The organism is Dyella humi (assembly GCF_044904605.1).
Classification (GTDB): domain Bacteria; phylum Pseudomonadota; class Gammaproteobacteria; order Xanthomonadales; family Rhodanobacteraceae; genus Dyella_B; species Dyella_B humi.
Genome location: NZ_JADIKI010000023.1, coordinates 1,946,846 through 1,969,550 on the forward strand (window position 1 = coordinate 1,946,846; position 22,705 = coordinate 1,969,550).

Annotated in this window: 15 protein-coding genes; 5 read left to right on the forward strand and 10 right to left on the reverse strand. The window is 59.3% G+C overall.

The features are described from left to right. Positions 1–454 precede the first annotated feature (454 nt). From ISP18_RS19775 to ISP18_RS19790, 4 genes are all read left to right on the forward strand, one after another. Positions 455–3,205, forward strand: coding sequence for a TonB-dependent receptor domain-containing protein (locus tag ISP18_RS19775; RefSeq protein ID WP_380011474.1), 2,751 nt, complete (start codon positions 455–457; stop codon positions 3,203–3,205). 434 nt (positions 3,206–3,639) lie between these two features. Beyond that, on the forward strand, positions 3,640–6,435 hold the full coding sequence (locus ISP18_RS19780) for a TonB-dependent receptor (RefSeq protein ID WP_380011476.1): 2,796 nt from the start codon (positions 3,640–3,642) through the stop codon (positions 6,433–6,435). 261 nt (positions 6,436–6,696) lie between these two features. After that, the gene (locus tag ISP18_RS19785; protein ID WP_380011479.1) at positions 6,697–7,602 is read left to right on the forward strand and encodes a methylglyoxal synthase; all 906 of its coding nucleotides are present in this window, start codon (positions 6,697–6,699) and stop codon (positions 7,600–7,602) included. Positions 7,603–7,793: 191 nt separating this feature from the next. Continuing rightward, on the forward strand, positions 7,794–8,549 hold the full coding sequence (locus ISP18_RS19790; protein ID WP_380011482.1) for an NRDE family protein: 756 nt from the start codon (positions 7,794–7,796) through the stop codon (positions 8,547–8,549). Here the strand turns inward: ISP18_RS19790 and ISP18_RS19795 are convergent. Next, on the reverse strand, positions 8,546–8,947 hold the full coding sequence (locus tag ISP18_RS19795) for a YchJ family protein (RefSeq protein ID WP_380011485.1): 402 nt from the start codon (positions 8,945–8,947) through the stop codon (positions 8,546–8,548). The two genes, ISP18_RS19790 and ISP18_RS19795, sit on opposite strands and share 4 nt — an antisense overlap. 228 nt (positions 8,948–9,175) lie before the next feature. Here ISP18_RS19795 and ISP18_RS19800 point away from each other — a divergent pair, with 228 nt between their 5' ends. Then, entirely contained in the window at positions 9,176–11,101 is a 1,926-nt protein-coding gene (locus ISP18_RS19800; RefSeq protein ID WP_380011949.1) for a CocE/NonD family hydrolase, read from the forward strand. Positions 11,102–11,149: 48 nt separating this feature from the next. Here ISP18_RS19800 and ISP18_RS19805 read toward each other — a convergent pair whose 3' ends face one another. The 9 genes from ISP18_RS19805 to ISP18_RS19845 form a co-directional block, all read right to left on the reverse strand. After that, positions 11,150–11,347 carry a hypothetical protein gene (locus ISP18_RS19805; protein WP_380011488.1) on the reverse strand — a complete coding sequence of 66 codons (198 nt, stop codon included), beginning with the start codon at positions 11,345–11,347 and terminating at the stop codon, positions 11,150–11,152. Positions 11,348–11,425: 78 nt separating this feature from the next. Beyond that, positions 11,426–12,004 carry an NnrU family protein gene (locus tag ISP18_RS19810; protein WP_380011491.1) on the reverse strand — a complete coding sequence of 193 codons (579 nt, stop codon included), beginning with the start codon at positions 12,002–12,004 and terminating at the stop codon, positions 11,426–11,428. A gap of 176 nt (positions 12,005–12,180) precedes the next feature. Then, the gene (locus ISP18_RS19815; protein ID WP_380011494.1) at positions 12,181–12,741 is read right to left on the reverse strand and encodes a HutD/Ves family protein; all 561 of its coding nucleotides are present in this window, start codon (positions 12,739–12,741) and stop codon (positions 12,181–12,183) included. Next, complete coding sequence (gene dinG / locus ISP18_RS19820; protein ID WP_380011497.1) at positions 12,738–14,840, reverse strand: ATP-dependent DNA helicase DinG; 2,103 nt, start codon at positions 14,838–14,840, stop codon at positions 12,738–12,740. The genes ISP18_RS19815 and dinG overlap by 4 nt, the downstream gene beginning before the upstream one ends. Next, positions 14,830–16,524 (reverse strand): NAD(P)/FAD-dependent oxidoreductase, encoded by a 1,695-nt coding sequence (locus tag ISP18_RS19825; protein ID WP_380011500.1) that lies wholly within the window; start codon positions 16,522–16,524, stop codon positions 14,830–14,832. Before ISP18_RS19825 ends, dinG begins: the two co-directional genes overlap by 11 nt. 71 nt (positions 16,525–16,595) lie before the next feature. Then, a complete protein-coding gene (locus tag ISP18_RS19830; RefSeq protein WP_380011503.1) occupies positions 16,596–17,249 on the reverse strand; it encodes a DsbA family oxidoreductase in 654 nt (217 codons plus the stop codon). Between the two features lie 128 nt (positions 17,250–17,377). Beyond that, the gene (locus ISP18_RS19835; protein ID WP_380011506.1) at positions 17,378–20,167 is read right to left on the reverse strand and encodes a TonB-dependent receptor domain-containing protein; all 2,790 of its coding nucleotides are present in this window, start codon (positions 20,165–20,167) and stop codon (positions 17,378–17,380) included. Positions 20,168–20,557: 390 nt separating this feature from the next. After that, positions 20,558–21,064 carry a DUF1993 domain-containing protein gene (locus tag ISP18_RS19840; RefSeq protein ID WP_380011509.1) on the reverse strand — a complete coding sequence of 169 codons (507 nt, stop codon included), beginning with the start codon at positions 21,062–21,064 and terminating at the stop codon, positions 20,558–20,560. Beyond that, a complete protein-coding gene (locus ISP18_RS19845; protein WP_380011512.1) occupies positions 21,061–22,626 on the reverse strand; it encodes a TCR/Tet family MFS transporter in 1,566 nt (521 codons plus the stop codon). The genes ISP18_RS19840 and ISP18_RS19845 overlap by 4 nt, the downstream gene beginning before the upstream one ends. Positions 22,627–22,705 lie beyond the last annotated feature (79 nt).

Sequence of the window (22,705 nt, forward strand, 5' to 3'; positions counted from 1 at the left end):
TAAGGGTACGTTTGACGGCAGACGGGCTTAAGCGGACGCAAAGATGTGCGAATGCCATCTGGTTCGATCGCCTTGCCGAGCGGCCATGGCTTCCATAACGAGTCGTATCTGCATCGACTCTGCCTCGGTATTTCCGAAGATTTTTGGACTCTTAGCGATGAAGTACCGCAGGGAGAGATGGGCAGCCTAGAGCGAAATATTTTGCGTTATTCCGCTGCGTACTTTGCTCGGATCTGCAAAAGTTGCCGTTTCCTAGCAGCTAAATACCGCAGTTCCATGCGAATTTTCCTGAGCCTATATATCGCAATAACTTTCGCAATGTTAAGGACTTGTCTGATGGCTTCCCGGTGTGGAAGACTTCGGCACTGTGTCCCCACACGCCCAACTTTCCCTACCCGTACCACCCATCTAGTTGGGCGAATCACAATCAGCTGTACCTTGGAGGGTATGAAAAATGACTCGTAATAAGCTTGCGCTTTCGTTGGCGGGCCTCTTGCTTGCCCCGATTGCCGGCACCGCCTTCGCCCAGAGCGCCCCGGCAACGCAGGACCAATCCCAGGCCGCCCCGAGCCAGGGCAATGCCAAACAATTGCAGACCATTACGGTGACCGGTTCGGCGCTGCCGCGCGTCGATACGGAAACTCCGTCGCCGGTGACAGTGATTACTGCGCAACAGATTGCCCGTAGCGGATACACCACTGTCTCTGACGTGGTGCGTTCGATTTCCGCGGACAACAGCGGTTCGATTCCGAACGCATTCACCGCCGGCTTTGCGGCCGGTTCTTCGGGTGTGGCGCTGCGCGGCCTTACCGTGAACTCCACGCTGGTGCTGATCGATGGTCAGCGTGCTGCCAACTATGCAGTGTCGGATGACGGTCAGCGCTCCTTCGTCGACCTCAATACCATCCCGCTCGCTGCCGTCGAGCGCATCGAAGTGCTGAAGGACGGTGCTTCGTCCCTGTACGGCGCTGACGCGATCGCGGGCGTGGTCAACATCATCCTGCGTCCAAGCTTCAAGGGTATCGAAGGCTCGGCCGATGTCGGCAACTCGCAGCACGGTGGCGGCCTCACCAAGAAGGCCACCTTCATGGCCGGTGCTGGCGACCTGGACAAGGATCGCTACAACGCCTACTTCAGCGTGCAGTACGAGAAGGACAACCCGATCTGGAGTCGTGATCGCGAGTTCCCGTACAACACCAACAACCTCAGCCCGATCGGTGGTCCGAATCCGGGCGTGCCGGGTAACAACGTCGGCTCCACGGTGGGTTCGATCACCAGCACGGCCCCCGGCAGCCTTCTGCAGCCGCTGCGTGGCTGCACGCCCAACACTCAGTTGGTCACCAGCAGTGCTGGCAGCTACTGCTACCAGGACCTGGTCAATCAGTACACCCAGGTGGCGCCGCAGATGGAGCAGGGCGGCATCTACGGTCGCATCACGGTCAAGATCAACGACACCACCAAGGCCTATCTGTCGGCTAGCTACATGCAGTCCAAGACCTGGACGGTGGGCGTGCCGCAACAGATTCAGGTCACCACACCCGTCAACACCAACAACATCACGTTGCCGGTGGGTAACCCGTCCAACCCGTTCACTACGCCCGCGCTGATCAACTACGCGTTTGGTGATATTCCGACAGGCAACAACTACACCAATCACAACGTGCGCTTGGTGGGTGGCGTCCAGGGCACTATCGGTGAGTGGAACTACAACACCACCGCAGTGATCAACCATACGTCGCTTGATACGAACCAGTTTGGTTTCATCAGCTATCAGGGCCTGATCAACGCGATCAACAACGGCACTTACAACTTTGCCAATCCGTCGTCGAATTCGGCGGCTGTGCGCGCATCGCTGGCGCCGGGCTATGCCAAGACGTCCACGTCCGATCTGGATTCGCTGGACTTCAACGCCAGCCGCACCTTGTTTGATCTGCCGGGCGGCGCAGCAGGTCTGGCCGTGGGTGCGCAGGTTCGCCACGAAGCGCAGAACGATCCGACGCTCAACCCGAACTTCGAATTCCAGGGTCTGGGCAATGCCACCACCAAAGGCAGCCGCGACGTTGCTGGCGTGTATGGTGAGTTCGACATGCCGCTGCTGGAGTCGCTGGAAGCCGACGTCTCCGGCCGCTTTGACCACTACTCCGATGTGGGCAACAACTTCTCGCCGAAGATCGGCCTGAAGTGGAAGCCGCTGGATTGGGTTGCGCTGCGCGGCACGTACTCCAAGGGCTTCCGTGCACCGAGCTTCGCCGAAAACGGTTCCAGCTCCTCGCAGGGCTTCGTCACCGTCACGCCGCCGGCTAGCTTCCAGGCGCTGCATGGTGGCAATGCTTACAGCTCTTCGCCGTACTCGATTTCCGAATACACGGTAGCGAACCGCAACATCAAGCCGGAAAAGGCGAACAGCTTTACCTTCGGCGTGGTGGTGCAGCCGACGAGCTGGCTGAATGCCTCGGTGGACTACTACAACATCCGCAAGAGCAACGTTATCGTTACGCCCGACTACGGCAGCGCGCTCGCCGCTTATTGGGCCAACGGTGGCACCATTCCGGGTGTGACGATCACGCCAGACCTGGCCGATCCGCAACACCCGACCGCACTGGCGCGTCCTGCCGTGCTCACGGGCGAGTACCAAAACGCCAATTCGCTCAAGACCACGGGCCTGGATATCGACATCCAGGGTCACTGGGACTTCGGTAGCGTGAAGTACATCACCGAGCTGCAGGGTACGCAGATCTTCCAGTGGAAGGAGATCTTCCCGGGCGGTGTCGTGCAGAGCTACGTCGGTACGCAGGGTCCGTACAATCTGTCGTCCGGCGCAGGTACGCCGCGCAACAAGGGTTCGTGGTCCAACACCGTCATGTACGGTCCCGTGACCGTGACTGGCACGCTGTACTACACCAGCGGTTACCAGGAAATCGCGGAAGACGTCGGTGTCGGTCCGGGCTCCTGCCTGACCCTCAACGGCGCCGGTACTGCGTTCCTGCCGGGGAGCTGCCACGTCGGTTCGTTCTACGACTTCGACCTCACCGGCAGCTACGACATCAACGAGCACATTGCAGTGACCGCTTCGCTGATGAACGTGTTTGATCGCAAGGCGCCGTTCGATCCGGCCGACTACGCCGGCAACAACTACAACCCGACTTACACGCAGTCTGGTGTTATCGGTCGTTTCTGGAATGTTGGTGTGAAGGTGAAGTTCTAATATCCGAAAGCACGATGCATGACGCTGTTTACGTCATGCATCGTGTGTCATTTCGGATTGCGTTTGCTAACGGCGCGTCGTCTTCGACGCGCCGTTATTTTTGCGAAGATGAAAAGTTAGCTGACTGTTGAAACGCGTTATATCACTTCAAAATCGCGTGAAACCGTAAGTTTGTACGATAAATTTACGGTTCCTGTAATCGTTTAGATGCAGGAAAAATCCAATAAGACCGACCTTTCACCGGTATTTTTGATCTCGTGGACTCCAAGGCATCGCAATAACTTGCTGATGTTAACAGCTTGTCCATAAACCCCCGGTGTGGTAGACCGCGATCGGGGTCTGGAGGGATTCCTTTACAACTTGTATCCAGCGGATCGATTGGACAACTCACAAGCGGTGACACCACTAACGGTTAAACCTTGGAGGGGTTCCAAATGAAACGTAATCAACTTGCGCTTTCGCTTGCAGGCCTGTTGCTAGCGCCTGCTTCCGGAGCGGTTTTCGCACAAAGCACTGCCCCGCAAGACCAGCAATCTGCGCAATCACAGCAACCCGCGCCATCCAGCGCAAAGCAATTGCAGACCATCACCGTTACGGGTTCTGCGTTGCCACGCGTCGATACTGAAACACCTTCGCCGGTGACCGTGATCACCGCGCAGGACATTGCACGTTCGGGCTTCACTAATGTTTCGGATGTGGTGCGAGCGATTTCCGCTGACAACAGCGGTACCATCCCGCCCGCGTTTTATGCAGGTTTCGCGACGGGTTCTTCGGGTGTCGCGTTGCGCGGCCTGACGGTGAACTCCACACTGGTATTAGTCGACGGCAAGCGTGCAGCAAGCTACCCACTGGTGGATGACGGCATTCGTTCGTTCGTCGATCTTCAGACGCTTCCGCTGGCTGCCATCGAGCGAATCGAAGTACTGAAAGACGGCGCCTCGTCGATCTACGGCTCCGACGCGATCGCCGGCGTGGTCAACATCATCCTCAAACCCACCTTCCAGGGCGTGGAAGGCACCGCCGAAGTCGGCAATTCGCAGCACGGTGGCGGCTTCCACAAACATGCTTCATTGGTGGCGGGCTACGGTGATCTGAACACGGATCACTACAACGCCTACTTCAGTGCGGAATGGGAGCAGGATCAGGCGATCCCCTTAAAAGATCGCAGCTATCCCTTCAACAGTACGAACCTCACCGCCATCGGCGGCCCTGATCTTCGCATCGGCAATCCGGCGAACTTCAACGGTTCCTCGGTCGGCAGCGTAACACCGGCGGGGCCAACCCCAGGCGGTACGGCCACAGGCCCAAGCCAGCCGCTGGCTGCCTGCACCGGTGGTACCCAGCTCGAGACGAATGCCGGGGGCTCGTACTGCGCACAAGATGCCGCTTATCAATATGGACATGTGCAGCAGTACTCGAACAAGGATGGCCTTTATGGCCGCTTCACTTACAAGTTCAACGACACCACCAAAGCCTATGCCGCGGTGAGCTATTACCAATCCGTGGTCCATGAGCTTGGTACGCCGCCTCAGATCCAATCCAGCGTACCGAACAACACCGACAACATTCAGTTGCCGCCAGGAAACCCGTCAAACCCATTCCCGGGCCAGTATGCGTACATCAACTATTTGTTCGGTGATATTCCGGGTGGAACAAACGTCGATACCCATAACCTGCGCGCCGTACTCGACGTGCAAGGCACCTTCGGCGACTGGAATTACGAAGCGTCGGTAGTGGGCAACCATGTGTGGATGGGTTATGAGAACCTGGGATTCCTCAGCTATCAGGCCTTGCTCAACGCCGTTGCGAACGGCACGTACAACTTCGTCAACCCCTCGGCAAACAGTGCGGCCATTCGCAATCAGATTGCGCCACCCGATATCGCACAAAATCACTCGGACATGGACGTGTTCGACTTCACCGTGAACCGCCAACTGTTCGACTTGCCAGGTGGACCAACGGGCTTCGCTGCCGGTCTCCAGTTCCGTCATGAAGGACAGCTGCAGGAGCAGCTTAATCCGGGCGGCATCTATCAAGGGCTGGGCAACACCTTCATTACCGGCTCGCGTAACGTAAGCGGTCTCTACACCGAGTTTGACGCGCCGCTGCTCGAGAGCCTCGAAATCGATGTCTCCGGTCGCTTCGACCATTACCCGCGTGTCGGCAACAACTTCTCGCCGAAGGTCGGCCTGAAGTGGAAGCCGCTGGATTGGGTGGCGCTGCGTGCCACTTACTCGAAGGGTTTCCGCGCTCCGCAATTTGGTGAGGGGCCCGGCAGCTTCAGTGCAGGCTTCGTCAGCAATTCGGTCGCGGGTCAGGGTGCCCCGGCGTCGTTCCTGGCAGCGCACGGCAACTCGAATTACGTGACTGTGCCCTATGCACTCGAAGAGGGCAGCTCGGGTAATCCCAACCTTAAGCCTGAGAAATCGCGGAGCTTCACCTTCGGTGTAGTAGTGCAGCCGGTCAGCTGGCTTAACGCCTCGATCGACTACTACAACATCAGGAAGAGCAACGTGATTGTGCCGGCGAACCCGGGTGTTGCGTTGTTGAACTATTACAACACCGGCACGATATTGCCGGGCTACACGATGACCTTCGATGTACCCGATCCGGCGCATCCCAATGCGCCGCTGCGTCCGATTTTCGTTGGCGCCGATTACGTCAATGGCAACTGGCTGAAGACGACGGGTGTCGATCTGGACATGCAGGCGCACTTCCAGTTCAGCAATGGCATCACGTACATCAGCGAACTGCAGGGCACGCAGATCTTCCAGTGGAAGCAAGATTCCGCCGGGCAGATCCAGAGCTACGTCGGTACGCAGGGTCCGTTCAACCTGTCCTCCGGCGCGGGCACCCCCCGTACTCGTGTCAACTGGGCAAACACCATCGAGTGGGGTCCGGTCAGCCTGACGGGTACGATCTACTTCGTCAGCAAGGAATACGAGTCGGCGCAGGACGTCACCGGTACTACGGCATGCTTCGATGCTCTAGGTCCCAACGGCGGTCCGCTGGCCGGTAACTGTACGATGTCCTCGTTCACCTACGGCAATCTCGTGGGTAGCTACAAGTTCAATGACCACATCACGTTCACGGCCTCGGTGGACAACGTGACGGATCGCAAGCCGCCGCTTGCTCCGCTGAATTATGCAGCCAACTTCTACAACCCGACCTACGACTACGCCGGCATTATCGGCCGCTTCTGGAACGTCGGTGTGAAGGTGAAATTCTAAGCCCACTGGGCAAGAAAGCTTGCAACTTGCAACGTGAGGCGCGCCGGGAAACCGGCGCGCTTTTTTCTTTGTATGCCTTAAACCTGGATGCGCTGATTAGGCGTAGGTTTTTTTCGAGTAGTGCTTCACGCGCCATGCTGATCGAAACCATGCATCATTCGGGGGTGGACAACTGTCCGGCTGATGGCGGCCACGGCGTGCTGGCGTGCATCGGGTGTGTTATTGGTGCTTTGGCTGAATTGACGAAAAGGGGAAAATTGCATGCGTATAGGCCTCGCCGCCAACGCGTTTCATCACGATCACGACGACGCGGCGCTGTTTCGTTGGCTGCGCGCATGCGAGCAGGGCATTCGCGAGTTGAATCTCAGTCTGCACGCGGTAGGACGCACCTACCACGCGATCGAACGGGCAGGCCTGCTGGCGAATTATCCCGGACTGTTGCGCTATCCCTACGGCCACGAAGGTGGGCTGATGAAACTGGTGGCCGAGGTGGTCGGCTTGCACGAATCACAGCGTACGCTGGATGGCGCGATCTATCTGATCAATCCGGTCGATCCTTCGTCGACGTTTCCGGAAGCGGTGGCTCTGAAGCGCCAATGCGTGATCCACCAGAAGCCCTTCATTTCCACTGAGGCCTCGGCGCGCGATTGGATCGAGATGGAGCGTATCCAGGCGGGACTGGCGCCCGATCATGGTGCCGACGATCTGCATGCGCTGGAGAATCAGACCCTCGCCCTGATCGCGCATGATGCGATGAAGCCGCAGATGATGGCGTACGCCGCCGATCACTTCGACGTGCTCGCGCGTTTTGCCCGCCGCGTCGCCACGGGCACCACGGGACAGCAGTTGAATGAGCTGGCATGGAGCCGCGGCTGGCCGCAGGATGAGAACTGGGTGGATCGTTACCAGAGCGGGCCGATGGGTGGGGATGCGCAGATTGCCGACCTGGTGCTGGAGCGACGCTGCCAGCGCGCGATTTTCTTCGAGGATCCGCACGTGGCGCGTCAGCATGAGGCGGATATCCAATTGCTAGAGCGCGCGGTGACGACGGTGACTGATGAAACGGTTTGCATGACGTCTCCGCGAGTCGCTGCGCGTTGGGCGGATGCCGTGCGCAAGCGCGCCGCTTTTAGCTCCCTTTCCTCTTCGGGGAGAGGGCAGGGGTGAGGAGATAGGCCTGCCCCTTGCTCGCGTAGGTTGGCGTGAGCGGAACGCGAACTCCAACATCGTCATGTATGCCGTTACGTTGGAGTTCGGCGTTGCCTCACTCCAACCTACGCGTTTGATTTGGCTTTCCAATAAGATTGGTTCCTCACCCCAGCCTTTCCCCGAAGGAGAGAGGGAGTCATGGTGTCGTCATGTGCCTGATCGCCTTCGCCTGGCAAGCCCATCCCCGCTGGCGTCTGCTGCTAGCCGGCAACCGCGATGAATTCCACGCGCGACCCAGCGCGCCGCTCGCACGCTGGAGCGATCTGCCGATCATTGGCGGACGCGATCTGGAAGCGGGTGGCACCTGGCTAGGTGTGGCGCAGGCGGGGCGATGCTGCGTCGTCACCAACGTGCGTGATCCGCGCGATCCGCAGCAAGGTGTGTCGCGCGGCTTGCTTGCCACCGATTATCTCGTCGGCGCGGACGATGCGACGGAACATGCACAGAAGCTGTTGGCGGCGGCATCCGGCTATCGTCCGTTCAACCTGCTCACCTTCGACACCGAGCACGGTTTCTATATCGGCAACCGTCCCTCGTCACGGGCGCAGCTCATCGATCCTGGCGTTCACGGTCTGTCCAACGCGGATTTCAATACTCCATGGCCCAAGACGCGCGCGCTGATGAAGCGGCTGCAGGCGTGGATGGATGCCGGTCATGAAGTGGATTTTGCGCCGCTGTTCCGCGCGCTGGCCGACGAACGCCAAGCACCGGACGAATTGCTCCCCGATACCGGCGTGGGCTTGGAGCGCGAACGCTGGCTGTCGTCGGCCTTCATCCGCGGCGAGCTTTACGGCACGCGCGCCAGCACCATCGTGGCGATCGGCTATGACGGTAAGGGGCTGATCGTCGAACGCCGCTTCGGACCGGAGGGGCGCTTCGAAGGCGAAAGCGAGTTGCCGCTTTAGTCTTCCGGGAATTGTCCGTCCAGGTAATACCAGCGGCCGTTTTCGCGCACGAAACGGCTGATCTCATGCATGCGCTGCGCCTTGCCGCCGCCATAACGCAGGCGCACCACAAACTCCACCACGGCGTGCTCGCCGTCATCCTTGTGGCGCTTCACATCCAGCCCAAGCCAGGTCGGCGAAGGATGTTGCGCCGCAAGTTTCAGGCTGGCCGGTCGCGTGCTGGGGTGCCAGGTTGCCAGCAGATAATCCTCGCGTTTGAGCACGTACGCGCTATAGCGTGATCGCATCAGCGCCTCGGCAGTGCGGGCGATGCCGCCCTCGTGCAGCGGGCCGCAGCAGTGCGTGTAACTGTCTTGATTGCCGCAAGGGCAGGGTGTGAGGGTATCGACAGCTTGCAAGGCGCGTATCCAGCGGAAACTCAGGCCCCCTCATCCTGCTCCGCCGACGAACAAATGCAAGGGGGAGTGGCAAGGAAGATGGTAAGAGGTAGTGCGGAAAGTCATGCATGGTCCGGTGGCCTGATCGCTTAAAGTCATATGGCTGCCGGGAGAGCAGCGTTCCCCACATCGAATGCATCGGCCGTCAGGGTATAGGCGGCCGTCGCGGCGGAGATTTTCATGCACCCCATTCGTTCCCTGATTTCATGCACGGCGCTTGCCGTGAGCCTGATGGCCGCTTGCGCGCACGCGCAGACGGCGCCGATGACGCCGATGACGCCGGATATTCCCTCCAGCTTCACGGCGCCGACCAGCGCCAACGACTACGTCAAGCGCGTGGTGATGATCCCGATGCGCGACGGCGTGAAATTGCATACGGTCATCGTGATTCCGAAGGGTGCGCACAGCGCGCCGATCCTGCTCACCCGCACGCCGTACGACGCGGACGGACGCAGCCAGCGCATGAACTCGCCGCACATGCTCGACCTGCTGCCGCAGGGCGATGAGGTGTTCGTGAAAGCCGGTTACATCCGCGTGTTCCAGGACATCCGCGGCAAGCACGGCTCCGAAGGTCCCTACGTGATGACCCTGCCGCTGCGTGGCCCACTCAACAGCGGCAAGGTGGATGAATCCACCGACGCTTACGACACCATCGAATGGCTGTCGAAGAACCTTCCTGAATCAAACGGCAAGGTCGGCATGCTCGGGTCGTCGTACGAAGGCTTCACCGTGGTGATGGCGCTGGTCAATCCGAACCCGGCGTTGAAAGTGGCCGCGCCGGAAAGCCCGATGGTAGATGGCTGGATGGGCGACGACTGGTTCCACTACGGCGCTTTCCGCCAGACTAACTTCGACTACATCACCGGCCAGACCACCAAACGCGGCATGGGCTACATCATTCCGCGCGAAGGTTATGACGATTACACCAATTTCCTGCGTGCGGGTTCGGCCGGCGACTATGCGCGTGCCAATGAGCTGGACGGCCTGCCGTTCTGGCGCAAGATCCACGAAAACGCGGCCTATACGCAGTTCTGGTCCGCCCAGGCGCTGGACAAGACCATGGCGCAGCAACCGCTAAAAGTGCCCACCATGTGGATCCAGGGCCTGTGGGACCAGGAAGACATGTACGGCGCCATCCACAGCTACGAAGCCGTGGAACCGAAAGACACCACCAACACCATGAACTATCTGGTGATGGGGCCGTGGCGTCACAGCCAGATCAACTACGACGGCAGCATGCTCGGGCCGATGAAATGGGATGGCGACACTGCGCTGCAATTTCGCCGCGACGTGCTGCTGCCGTTCTTCAATCAATACTTGAAGGATGGCGCGCCAAAAGCGGACACGCCGCCCGTGTTGATCTACAACACCGGCGAAAATCACTGGGATCGTTTCACGCATTGGCCGCTGTCGTGCGATCACGGCTGTGATTCCGCCGCGAAGCCGCTTTACCTGCTGGCGAATGGACGCGTGTCATTCGATGCACCGAAGGCCGGCGACGCGACATACGACGAATACGTATCGGATCCAGCCAAGCCGGTGCCGTATCAGCCACGTCCCGTGGTGGGTTCGGATCACGAAGCCTGGACGCGCTGGCTGCTCAACGATCAACGCTTCGTCGACGGCCGCCCGGACGTGCTCACTTACGTGAGCGAGCCGCTGACGTCATCCGTGCGCGTGAGTGGCGCGCCGCAGGTGAATCTGGTGGCATCCACCAGCGGCACCGACAGCGACTGGGTGGTGAAGATCATCGACGTGTATCCCGACACGGTGCCGTCGAACCCAACTATGGGCGGTTACGAGCTGCCAATTTCGCTAGATATCTTCCGTGGCCGCTACCGCACCAGCTTCGAGCATCCGCACGCGATCGAAGCGAATACACCGCTGCCGTACAGCTTCCGCTTGCCCACGGTGAACCACGTGTTCGAACCGGGCCATCGCATCATGGTGCAGGTGCAATCCAGCCTGTTTCCGCTATACGACCGCAACCCGCAGACCTTCGTGCCGAATATCTTCGATGCCAAGCTGGGCGATTATGTGAAGGCGACGCAGCGTGTATGGCATGCGCCGGAGCATGCGAGTTTCATCAGCTTGCCGGTGGTGTCCTCGCAATGAGGCATTTACTGCCTCCCCCTGTGCTTGCAGGGGGAGGCAGTAAATCCATTACACAGGCCGGCCGCTCAGCACCCGGGCCGGCAGCATCAATAGCGCCTTCAGAAAGGCAAATACCGCATTCACGGTAAAGCCAAGCAACCGGAATGGCAGCAACAGCAGCCACACGATGGGATACAGCACTAGCGCCAGCAGGGCGAGCGGCCAGCAGAACACCAGCAGCAGCAACCAAAGCAAAAAGCCGACCATGGGTGGTACCTCCCGTTATCGAACGGCTTGAATGTAGCGCAGCGTGGCCCGTGAGGCGTAGATGACTATCGGCATCCTTCAGGCCATGGGGTTCACGCCGAAGAACCAGCTATGCAGCCAGAACGCGAACAGCGCCCAGAGCACGATACCTGCCACGACGGTTATCACGGTGCCCTTCACGGTACCTGGCGGATATACCGTGCCATTGCGCCGATCGCGCCGACGCGAAACCGCGAACAGCACCACCGCCCAGATGAAGAAGGCACCGAACAGCACCACGTCATGCAGCATGCCGGTGGCGAGCAGATGGCCGAAGGCCCAGGTTTTCACCGCCAGCACCTGTGGATGGTGCAGCTTGGCTTTGATGGCATTGTTCGGCACGCGCGCCGCGGGGAACAGGATCAGTGCGATGAGCATGAACAGGGCGTTGAGGTGGCGCAGCCATGCCGGAGGCGTATACAGCGGCACGACATGCTGCTTCGCCATGATGAAGCCAACAATGATCAGCACCAGGCCAACGGCTGCCACGATGGAGTAAATGCCCTTCCAGCGATTCAATCCGATGCGTTCGATCTGTCGAGTACGCCAATCGTCGCCGACGATGCGGATGGAATGCAGGCCAAGGAAGACAATCAGACCGAGGATCAGCACGGACATGGTGGGAGCCTCAAGCAGGGGAAGGTCGGTGAAGCGTCATATTACCTAGTCGTCATTCCGGCGTAGGCCGGAATCCAGTGAAATAACGTCGTGCGAAGCACACAACATCTATGTCGAATGCTTCGCATGGTTCATTCGACTGGATTCCGGCCTTCGCCGGAATGACGAGCTAAGAGCTAATTCCCGCGCAATTCCACCCGCGCGACAAGTGCCAATGTCCCGATATCCAGCGACACGCGCCCCGTCGACGGCGTCGGCAGCCAAGCATCCCCGGGCTGCAAGCGGCCATCCGCCGTATCGACATGTCCGCGCGCGCAGTAGATCAGCGCCACCGCATCATCGACCACCTGCCGGCCCGGATCTTCCCAGGTCACCAGTTCGCCGCTCGCTTTCGAGCGCCGCAGCATCAGGTTGAAATCGCGTGTCGTTCCACCGTGCAGCGCAACCGTTACCTTTGCTTCGCCAGGGAACGCGAAAGGCGAGAAGGGCGTGGTGAGCGCATGGCTGTGGCCATCGTCCAGCGTCATCGTAAAGCCCTTGCCTTCCAGTAGCGCAATGTGACGATCGACGCCTTCGAACGAAGAAAACGGCGCGGCACTGTCCACTTCTGCCACGCTTACGCGCCAGATGAAATCCTGCATGCTCGCGCCAGCCGGATAGACGGCCAATTCGCGCGTGCGCCCCATGCCGTTTTTCCACGGCACGGCAGGACAATCGCGCAGGCGGATAATGCTCATGCGGTACGCTCGATCACACGTTGGAACGGCGGCAAGGCTTTCAGCATCTGGCTGCCGTATTGCCGCGTGATGACACGGCGATCCAGCAGCACGATGCGACCGCGATCCGTCTCGCTACGAATCAGGCGGCCGCAATATTGAATGAGTAGGCGCGTGGCCTCCGGTACGGCGACTTCCATAAACGGATTGCGTCCGCGCGATTCTAGCCATTCGGCATAGGTGGCGCCCACCGGATCGGTAGGCACGGCGAACGGCAATTGCGTAATCACCACCGTTTCACACAGCTTGCCAGGCAGATCCAGACCTTCGCCGAAGGATGCCAGGCCGAACAGCGTGCTGCCCTTGCCGGCTTCGATCGCCGTTACGTGTTCGGCGATCAATTGCGTCTTGCCCAGCGAGCCTTGCGCGCGCACTTTACGCACCTTGTCGATCGGCAGGCGCTGCAGCACGCGTTCCAGCTTTGCGCGTGAGGTGAATAGCACCAGGTTGCCAGCATCCCAATCCAGGTGTTCGGCCAGCCATTCGGTGATTTCCTGCGCGTGCTGTTCGCGCGCATCGGGCAGTGCGGATATCGATGGAATTTCCAGGCGTGCTTGCGCGCCGAGATCGAATGGCGAAGGCAGGCTGGCAGTGACCGCGTCATCCGGCAATCCCACCGCATCGGCGAAACCGCGGAAATTGCCGCCCACGCTCAAGGTGGCGGAGGTCATCACCACCGCGCTGGCGTTGTCCCAAAGAATGTTTCGCAACAGCCCGCCCGCGGAAACCGCAGAGGCATGACAAACCAGTTGCTGATCGTGCGACAGCGTGACCCAGCGCGCTAGTGGCGGCGCATGTTCCGGATCGTCGCTTGACCATGCCTGCCAGGTTCGCACCTGCCGATCGATGCGCTCGAGCGCGATACCCAGCTCGCGCGCCAAGGCTTCCTGAGTGGGGCCGCCTTCGCTCATCTCGGTCACGGTGCGGCGCACGGCGGTGAGCCAGCGCTGCACTTCGGCACTGGCGATGTAAAGCAGAGTGGCGTGATGTACCCAGTTATCGGGCAATTGCCCCAGCGAACCGCGGTACACGGGTTCGGTTTCCGCCGGATCGGGCATCCACGACTGGCGGATTTCCTTTTCCAGGTCTTCTAGTGCATCGCTCAGCGCTTGCAGCTTCCCGTCGCCGGCATCGAGCGTGAGCTTGCCGATCACTTCCTTGTCGGTCAGCGAATAGGCTGCGTGTACCTGGCGGCCCAGTCGACTGATCTGTCGTACCGCCGTGCCAAGCGATACGTCGGAGGCGCCACGGTCGATGGTCTTGCCGGGCATGTGATGCGCTTCGTCGAACACGTAAAGCGTTTCTTCCGGCTTGGGCAGAAAGACGCCGCCCCAGCTTTCCTCGCCGCTAGACAAGGTGAGATCGGAAAGCACCAAGTCCTGATTGGCAACGATGATGTCCGCATCCGCAGCGGCGCGGCGCGCGGCAAAGAACGGGCACATCATGAAGTGCGCGCAGCGGCGTCCGGTGCAGCCACCCGTGCTGGTGGTGATCATCGCGCGCAACATGTCGCCCGGCGTTTCAGGCGCGGCGTCCATGTCACCGTTCCATTCGTTGCGGTCGAACGCGTCGGTGAGCTTGCGCAGCACTTGCTTGTCGCGTTCCGCCGGCGGCTTGCTCCAAAGGGCGAGATCCGTATCCAGCCCCAGGCCCATCTGCACGTTCTCGCCGAGGCTGCTACCCGCCATAAGCAGATTGCGCGGACACACATAACGGCCGCGTCCCTTGGCGAGCGCCACTTTCAGTTCGCGGCCGTTGAGTTTCAGATATAGCGGAATATCGCGCTCCACCAGCTGTTCCTGCAGCGCGACCGTGGCGGTGGCGATCAGCAGCTTTTTCTTCAGCGCCCGCGCCGCTTCCACGCCGGCAATCAGGTAGGCCATGGATTTGCCGGTGCCGGTGGGTGCTTCGATTACCGCTGCGCCGCCGCTTTGCGCGAGCGCCTTGGCGACTTCGGCAATCATGCGCGTTTGCGCCGCGCGTGCGCGAAAGCCGGGCAGGCCGTCCTTCACGCGTGCGTAAGCGTCGCGAATGCTGTCCTTGAGCGCGTCAGTAAGCATGCACTTCCTGGCGGGTGATGCTCAGCGCTACGGCTTCCGCTATGCGAATGCCATCAACGCCCGCCGAGAGAATGCCGCCCGCGTAACCGGCACCTTCGCCGGCAGGAAACAAGCCGCGCGTGTTGAGGCTCTGTAAGTCGTCATCATTGCGGCGTATGCGTACTGGCGAAGAGGTGCGTGTTTCCACGCCGGTAAAAATCGCATCCGGTCGCGCGAAGCCTTTGATCTTGCGATCGAAGGCTGGCATGGCTTCGCGGATGGCTTCCACCGCGTAATCCGGCAGTGCTGGCGCCAAATTGGTGAGGTGCACACCCGGTTTGTAGGAAGGCATGACATCACCGAGCGTCGTCGATGCCTTGCTGGCGAGAAAGTCGCCGATGAGCTGGCCGGGTGCGTCGTAAGTGCCGCCGCCCAGTTCGAACGCGAGGCTTTCGAGGTGGCGCTGCAGAGTGATACCGGCAAGCGGGCTTCCGCTGTTGTCATAAGGTGCAAAATCGCTGGGCTCGATGCCCACCACGATGGCTGCATTCGCATTGCGCTCATTGCGCGAGTATTGGCTCATGCCATTGGTGACCACGCGGCCCGGCTCACTGGTGGCGGCCACCACTGTGCCGCCCGGACACATGCAGAAGCTGTACACCGAACGGCCGTTGCGACAGTGATGCACCAGCTTGTAATCCGCCGCGCCGAGCAGTGGATGGCCGGCCTGCGGGCCGAATCGGTCGCGATCGATCATCGACTGCGGATGCTCCACGCGAAAGCCGATTGAGAATGGTTTCGCTTCCAGGTACACGTCGCGCTTGTGCAGCATCGCGACCGTATCGCGCGCGCTGTGACCCAACGCCAGCACCACATGATCGGTGCGAATCTGCTCGCCGCTCGCGAGCGTGACGCCGCGAACGTGACGGACATCGTCCGCATCGGTTTCGACCAGCAGGTCATCCACGCGCTGTTCGAAGCGGATTTCACCGCCCAGGTTTTCGATGGCTTGGCGCATGTTCTCCACCATCGTCACCAGGCGGAAGGTGCCGATGTGCGGTTTGCTCACGTAGATGATTTCTTCCGGCGCACCGGCCTTCACGAATTCCGTGAGCACTTTGCGACCGTAGTGCTTGGGATCGGAAATCTGACTGTAGAGCTTGCCGTCCGAAAACGTGCCCGCGCCACCTTCGCCGAACTGCACGTTCGATTCCGGATGCAGGTTGCGCTTGCGCCACAGATCCCAGGTGTCTTTGGTGCGCTCGCGCACTGCCTTGCCGCGTTCCAGAATGATCGGCCGAAAACCCATTTGCGCCAACACCAGCCCTGCGAACAAGCCGCACGGCCCAAAGCCGATTACCACCGGGCGATGGGGATGTTCTTGAAGAGTTTTGCTCTTCGCGACAGGGATGTCGCGTGAAAATATTTCCGGCGCCTTCGCCACGAACTGGTACTCAGTGTCCGGTGTGAGGCGCACGTGCGGATCATCTGCGAAGCGCGCCAGCAGCTTGGCTTCGTCGGCCACATCCACGTCCAGCGTGTAGATCAGCTGGATCGCACCGCGCTTGCGCGCATCAAAGCCGCGCCGGAACACCGAGTAGCCGCGAATGGCCGACACGCCAACGTGCAGCCTCGCACGGATGGCGGCGGTTAGCGCTTCCTCAGGGTGATCCAGGGGTAGCTTGATGTCGGTGAGTCGCAGCATGCGGAGCAGGGCGGGAGAAACGGCGCGCCATTGTCTCACGTCGCCCGGCAGCGCTGCGCCGGATCGCTCTCTCAGGCTTCGGCGACGATCTTGCGCAGGGTCTGCTCGAACACCTCGGGTGGCTGGCCGCCCTGGATCAGGTACTTGCCATTGACGATCACTGACGGCACGGCGCGAATGCCCTGCTGCTGGTAGAAGCGTTCCTGCTCGCGGGTTTCATCCGCATAGCGGCCGCTGTCCAGCACCTCGCGCGCGGCCGCGGCGTCCAGACCCGCTTCGCCGGCCACTCGGGCTAGCACGTCATGCGAACTGACATCTTCACCGCGACCAAAATAGGCTTCCAGCAAAGCCAGCTTCAGTGCTTGCTGCCGCCCCTGCAGTTCCGCCCAATGCAGCAGGCGATGCGCATCGAAGGTGTTGTAGATGCGGCTGCGCTTGTCCATGTTGAAAGTAAAGCCCACCGCCGCACCGCGCTGGCGGATGCCTTCCTGATTCTTGGTCATCTGCTCCGGCGTGCTGCCGTACTTGCGCGCCAAATGCTCCGCCACATCCTCGCCTTCCGGCACCATTTGCGGGTTCAGCTCGAAGGGGCGGAAATGCAATTCCGTCGTGACTTCGCCGTCCAGATGCTTCAGCGCCTGTTCCAGCGACTTCAAGCCGATAGCGCACCAGGGGCAGACGACGTCGGAGACGAAGTCGATCTTTAAGCGAGTTGGGTTGGTCACGATGTTGATCCTCTGCAACTTTTGTTGATGTGCCTGTCATAGGGCCTGATCGAGCCGATTCAATGTGCAATCTCAAGCGGGAAGTAGACAAAAGGGCCCTGCAAGGGAATGCAGGGCCCAATACGCGTTTACTTGCCGAACTTGTAATTAGCCTCCAGGAAGAACGTACGCCCGAACACGTTGTAGTTTTCCTGGTTGTAAGGTGCGGACAACGTTCCCGGATAGCTGTTGTCCCTGGGTGGCATCGTGTTAAGCAGGTTGTCAACCACAGCGGACAGCTTCAGGTTGGGGATCGGACTATAAGAAACGCTGGCGTTGTAAATAACCCATGCCGGTAAGGTGCCTTCTGCCGGTTTCTGGTACGGGGTGGCAACGTCGATCGATGCCAGATAGTTTGGTGACTTGCCATAGCGGGTGGCATAGAGCGTGGCACTCCAATCATCGCGCTTCCACGTCAGCGAGGCATTCAACTTCGTTTTGAAGTCGGTGCTGTAGTACGGGTTTCGCAGCAGGTCGATGTATGGATCGCCTGCATACTGCTGCTGCTTGTGCTGAAGGATGTTGGTATAACCCAGGTTTGTATTGATCTCGCCGAAAGAGCCAATGCCAAACGTATAGTTGAAGCCCGCGCTAATAGCATCGAGTGTTTCGTTGGATACGTTAACTTTGGGCGTATAGATTTCGGTGATTTCGCCCTTCGCATTGCGCGTGACCTGGTTGATGGCCGCTGCACAGGTCGGTGAATTGATATCAAGTTCGCCAAGTCGGCAGGCAGCTTCCTGCAACAGAAGTTGGTTGGTGTCCTGGATGTTGACCTCATCCTTGATGTTCCAGTGATAGAAGTCCATCGACAGAGCCATCCGCGACACTGGCGAGAACACCAGGCCAGCGCTCCAGTTGGTAGAAGAAATGGGCTTCAAATCCGGATTGCCCGATTGCTCCGCGCGTACGAACGCTCCGTTGTACTGTGTTGGGCACCTAATGGGAGCTTCAGCTGCGCTATAACCCAATTTTGCGCAGTTGTAGTAGTCCGTTGGCGTGGCGTAGTAGCTGCTCAGACCTTGGAATTCATCAGCTAGCGTTGGGGCTTTGAAGGACGTGCCATAGCGAGCACGTAGCAGCAGCATGTCGAACGGACGATATTCAAGGCCTACGTTGTAAGTGGGCTTGCTTACCGTGGATCCCGCAACGTTGAATGCATCATAGCGAGCTGAAGCGCTCAGCGTCAGTTGCGATAACAGTGGCAGCCTCCATTCCGTTGCCATGGCGTAACGAGAACGATGGCCTGCACCTTGTACGGCAGAGGTTCCCCATACATCGCCACTCAGCAAACGTGCATCAGGGGCGTAATCCCACCCCTCGTTACCACCTTCCAGTAAGAAGGCAACGCCGGCGTCGCCGCCTGGCATCTGGAATAGTGATGGGTTGGTCAGCGTTACACGTCCTGTGTTTTGCCATGTCTTGCTGTTGGTAGAGGTGTAGCCGGTAAAGCTTCGGAAGTCTGCGTTAGAAATGGGTGTGTAGAACGCAGCATAGTTTGGATTGAAAGTGTATTCATCTGGGCCGGAGCTGAGATTGGGGCCAAGTACGCGGTTGGCAAAAAAGGCTTCCATCGGCTCCGAGAAGCGAGCGAAGTTCATTTCGTTCAGCTTGTCTTCGGCGTGCATGGCAAATGCGTCATAGTCCCAGTTGGATGCGCCGAGCGCGCCCTTGACACCGAACGTAAACGTATAGTTACGCTCGTAGGTTTTGTACATGATGTTTTGGAAGCCGCCGACTTCCTCAGGACTGAAAGCCTTCTGAAGATTGACCGTAGTGTCGAGATTCGGGTCGTAGAACTCACCATATTTCGAGCTAGTTCCCCACCAGAGAACTGAGGAGCCTGGACTGTATTTTTCGCGATCAAAGTTCAACATGACATCGCTGTACAGTTGAACGTTGTCGTTTACGTCAAATGTCGCATGTGTATAGACGTTCGCCGTCTTACTGCCGTTAGACAGCGTGGATTGACCGGGAGAGTAGAACGAACCGCAGTACTCGCCAAATCTATCGCGGTTGCGTAGACCTTCGGTGCCGTTGAATTGACCGGTGGTCAAAGCGCAGCGGTTGGGATCTGCCATCAAATATCTGCCTGTGTCGCTGTTGTACACGAGGTAGTCACGACTTGCGGTAGCAGGCGACGTGCCGCTTTCGAAGAAGTGCGACGTCATCGAGCGATCTTTGGACCACACCGGCTGCGTATTTTCGAACTGCGCACCAACCATCAAGTTGAGCTTGCCGAAGCTGAAGCCATCGGCAAAGCTGATGTGGCGGTTTGCGCCACCACCCTGTTGGTCCCAGCCGTAACGCACGTCGATGACGGGAGCATCGACCTTCTTTTTCATCACAATGTTGACGACGCCAGCAATGGCATCTGAGCCGTACAGGGTGGATTGACCACCGGGAAGAATGTCGATGTGGTCGACAAGATCGGTTGGAATCGTATTGAGGTTGGTGAAAACGTCAGTGCTGTTGTAAAGCGCAGAGAAGCTCGACATCGGGCGGCCATCGATCAGGTACTTCACGTAACCCACCGGAAGACCAAATAAGCTTAGGGTTTTTGCGCCCGGCGTGAAGCTATTGGTCGTCTGCGAGTTCTGAATGCTGCCGGTGGAGAACGTCATTTGCTGAAGCGCGTCAGCAACCGATGAGAAACCTCTGGACTTGAGTTCCTGGGAGGTGATGGTGGTCGTGGGCGTAAACGTTTCAATTTGAGTCTGGGGAATCAAGGAACCCGTGACGGTAACAGCCTCAAGTTTCTTTGGGCTTGAAACATTGGAGTTTGATTGATTGTTTTGAGCAAACCCGCTCGTGCTTGCCAACGCAGCAGCACATGCCAACGCCAACAATGAGTAATTAAAAGTGTTTCCTGTTTTCAAGGTGATCTCTCCCTGGAATCGCTGTTTCTCTCTTGCGTTGCAACGAGCGACATTTGATAAAAATGCGAAAGCCTCCCCAAGCCGGGTATACGGCTTAGAGGCAACAGTCACGGTCTTACGGTTCAACCCCTAAAAGGAAAAGCGTTGCAAACCGTAGTGATCAAATAGGCCACTAACGTTTTCGCAACAATCGGACGTCACCTAATTTGATGTAGGGATAGTCGCTGTGACTTTGGGGGTGAGAGTAGGGCGATCGACGCGCCACGGATTTGTACGAAAACTTGCCGTGCGCGGAATAGTGAAATGCGAATCGGGATGTAGCGAAAAGTCCACTAACTCGATGGGCAATGCGCAGGGCGAAAGCATCGCCCTGCGCGAGGAAAAACAGCCTTACGCCTTGCCGATGAAATCCTGCTTCCCAAGATGCGCCCCCGCCTCACGCAAAATGGCGTAGGCCGTAGTGCAGTGGAAGAACAGGTTAGGAATGACGAAGTGCAGCAGATACGCTTCGCCTTCGAAGTGCTGCTCACCGTTGCGGGTCTTCAGCGTGATGGCCCGCGTTTCACTGCCGTCGATCTGCTCGGGCTTGAAGCTCTTGATGTAGTCGACGGCGCGTTCGATGCGCGAGTACAGCTCGTCGAACGAGGTTTCGTTGTCCTCGAATTTCAGCGGATCAACACCGGCCAAGCGGGCAGTGCCGTTCTTGGCCATGTCGGTGGCGATCTGCACCTGCTTGACCAGCGGCAGCATGTCGGGAATCAGGCGGCTGTGCAGCATGACCGAACCTTCCACGCTTTTTTCGTTGGCGTGTTTTTCCCCGAGCTTGAGCACGTGGTGCAGGTTGGTCAGCGCGCGCACGAACAGTGGTACAGAAGCTTGGTACATCGAAAGGCTCATGGGGATGACTCCGGGTGACGATGAGGTAAGGGTTCGTGGCCAATCACGTCCGCTACGGGTGAAAGTTCACCATGCAGCGATGCGGCCGGGTGTGCGTCGGTGGATGGAACAGTGTGCACGTGCCGGATCGCGTAACTCGCGATACCAGTCGCCACTACTAGTAGCAACGCCGCCAGCACAAAGGCGATGCCGGGCAAATGCATGGGGGCGTGATCGCTAATGAACAAGGCGAACAAGTTGGCAAATACTGCCGGCCCGAAGATGCCGGCCAGGCTGGCCAGGCTGCTCAATGCCCCTTGCAGGCGACCTTGTTCGTGTGGATCCACCTGCTGCGTCATCAACGTCTGGGCGGGCGGTCCGGCGAGGCCGCCCAGGCAGAGGAAGGGGATGCCCAGCAGGAACACCCACGCCACCGAAGACAGGCCGAAGACCAGATAGCCCACCACGCACAGCGGCAGGCCGATCATGATCAGGCGTCGTTCGCCCAGTTTCGGCATCAACCGACGCACCAGCACGGCCTGCACGATGCCGCTGCATAGCCCGACCAGCGCCAGCGTATAGCCCACCGCTTGCGAACCCCAGCCATAACGGTAATCGGTGTAAAGCACATAGGTGGCGTTGAGCGAGAACTGCGCCAGGTTGATCAGGAAATACACCGTGGCCAGCGCAAACACTTGCGGATAGCGACGCAGCAGCACCAGCGCACCGAACGGGTTTGCGTGACGCCATTCGAAGCGCTTGGCGCGGCGCTCGGGCGACAGCGATTCCGGCAGCACGAAAAAGCCGTAGCAGAAGTTGATCAGCGATAGCACGGCCGCGACCCAGAACGGCAGGCGGATGCTGAAATGTCCGAGGAAACCACCCAAGGCCGGACCCACGACGAAGCCGATGGCGAATGCCGCACCCAGCATGCCGTAGGCCGCGGTGCGTTTTTCCTTCGGTACGATGTCGGCAATGTAGGCGTTGGCGGTGGAAAAGCTCGCCGCGCAAATGCCGGACACGACGCGGCCGACGAACAGCAGCCACACCAACGGCGCGATCGCCATCACGATGAAATCGATCCCCAATCCGAAGCTGGAGATCAGGATCACTGTGCGGCGGCCGAAGCGGTCCGATAAGGCGCCCTGCACTGGCGAAAACACGAACTGCATCAGCATATAAACCGTGCCGAACGCGCTCGACCACACCGCCGCCTGCGCGATGCTGCCGCCGCTGAGTTCAACGATCAGGTGTGGCAGCACGGGAATGATGATGCCGAACGCCAGCATATCCAGCATCACCGTAACGAAGATGAAGGCGAATGCGGCCGCTTGGCGGGAAGAGGGAACGGTGGGTGCGGTATCCATGCGGGGAGCGCGGGGAGCCACTAGGCAAGGCCAAAGACGCAACGATAGCCGATGCGGCGTGGCTTGGCATGGGCGGTGGTGTGCAGAAAATGTCGCGGCCTTAGTTTCGGTGCTCTGCCGGGCATAGGTAACTACACCACCTCCGTCATAGCAAAACGAAACGTCGAACAGGCCCCTTCCCCTGCTTGCAGGGGGAGGTTGGGAGGGGGTGAACACTTGCGAGAAAGTCTGAGGCTAGTACTCACCCCACCCCAACCCTCCCCTGCAAGCAGGGGAGGGAGCTGCTCCTAGTGTT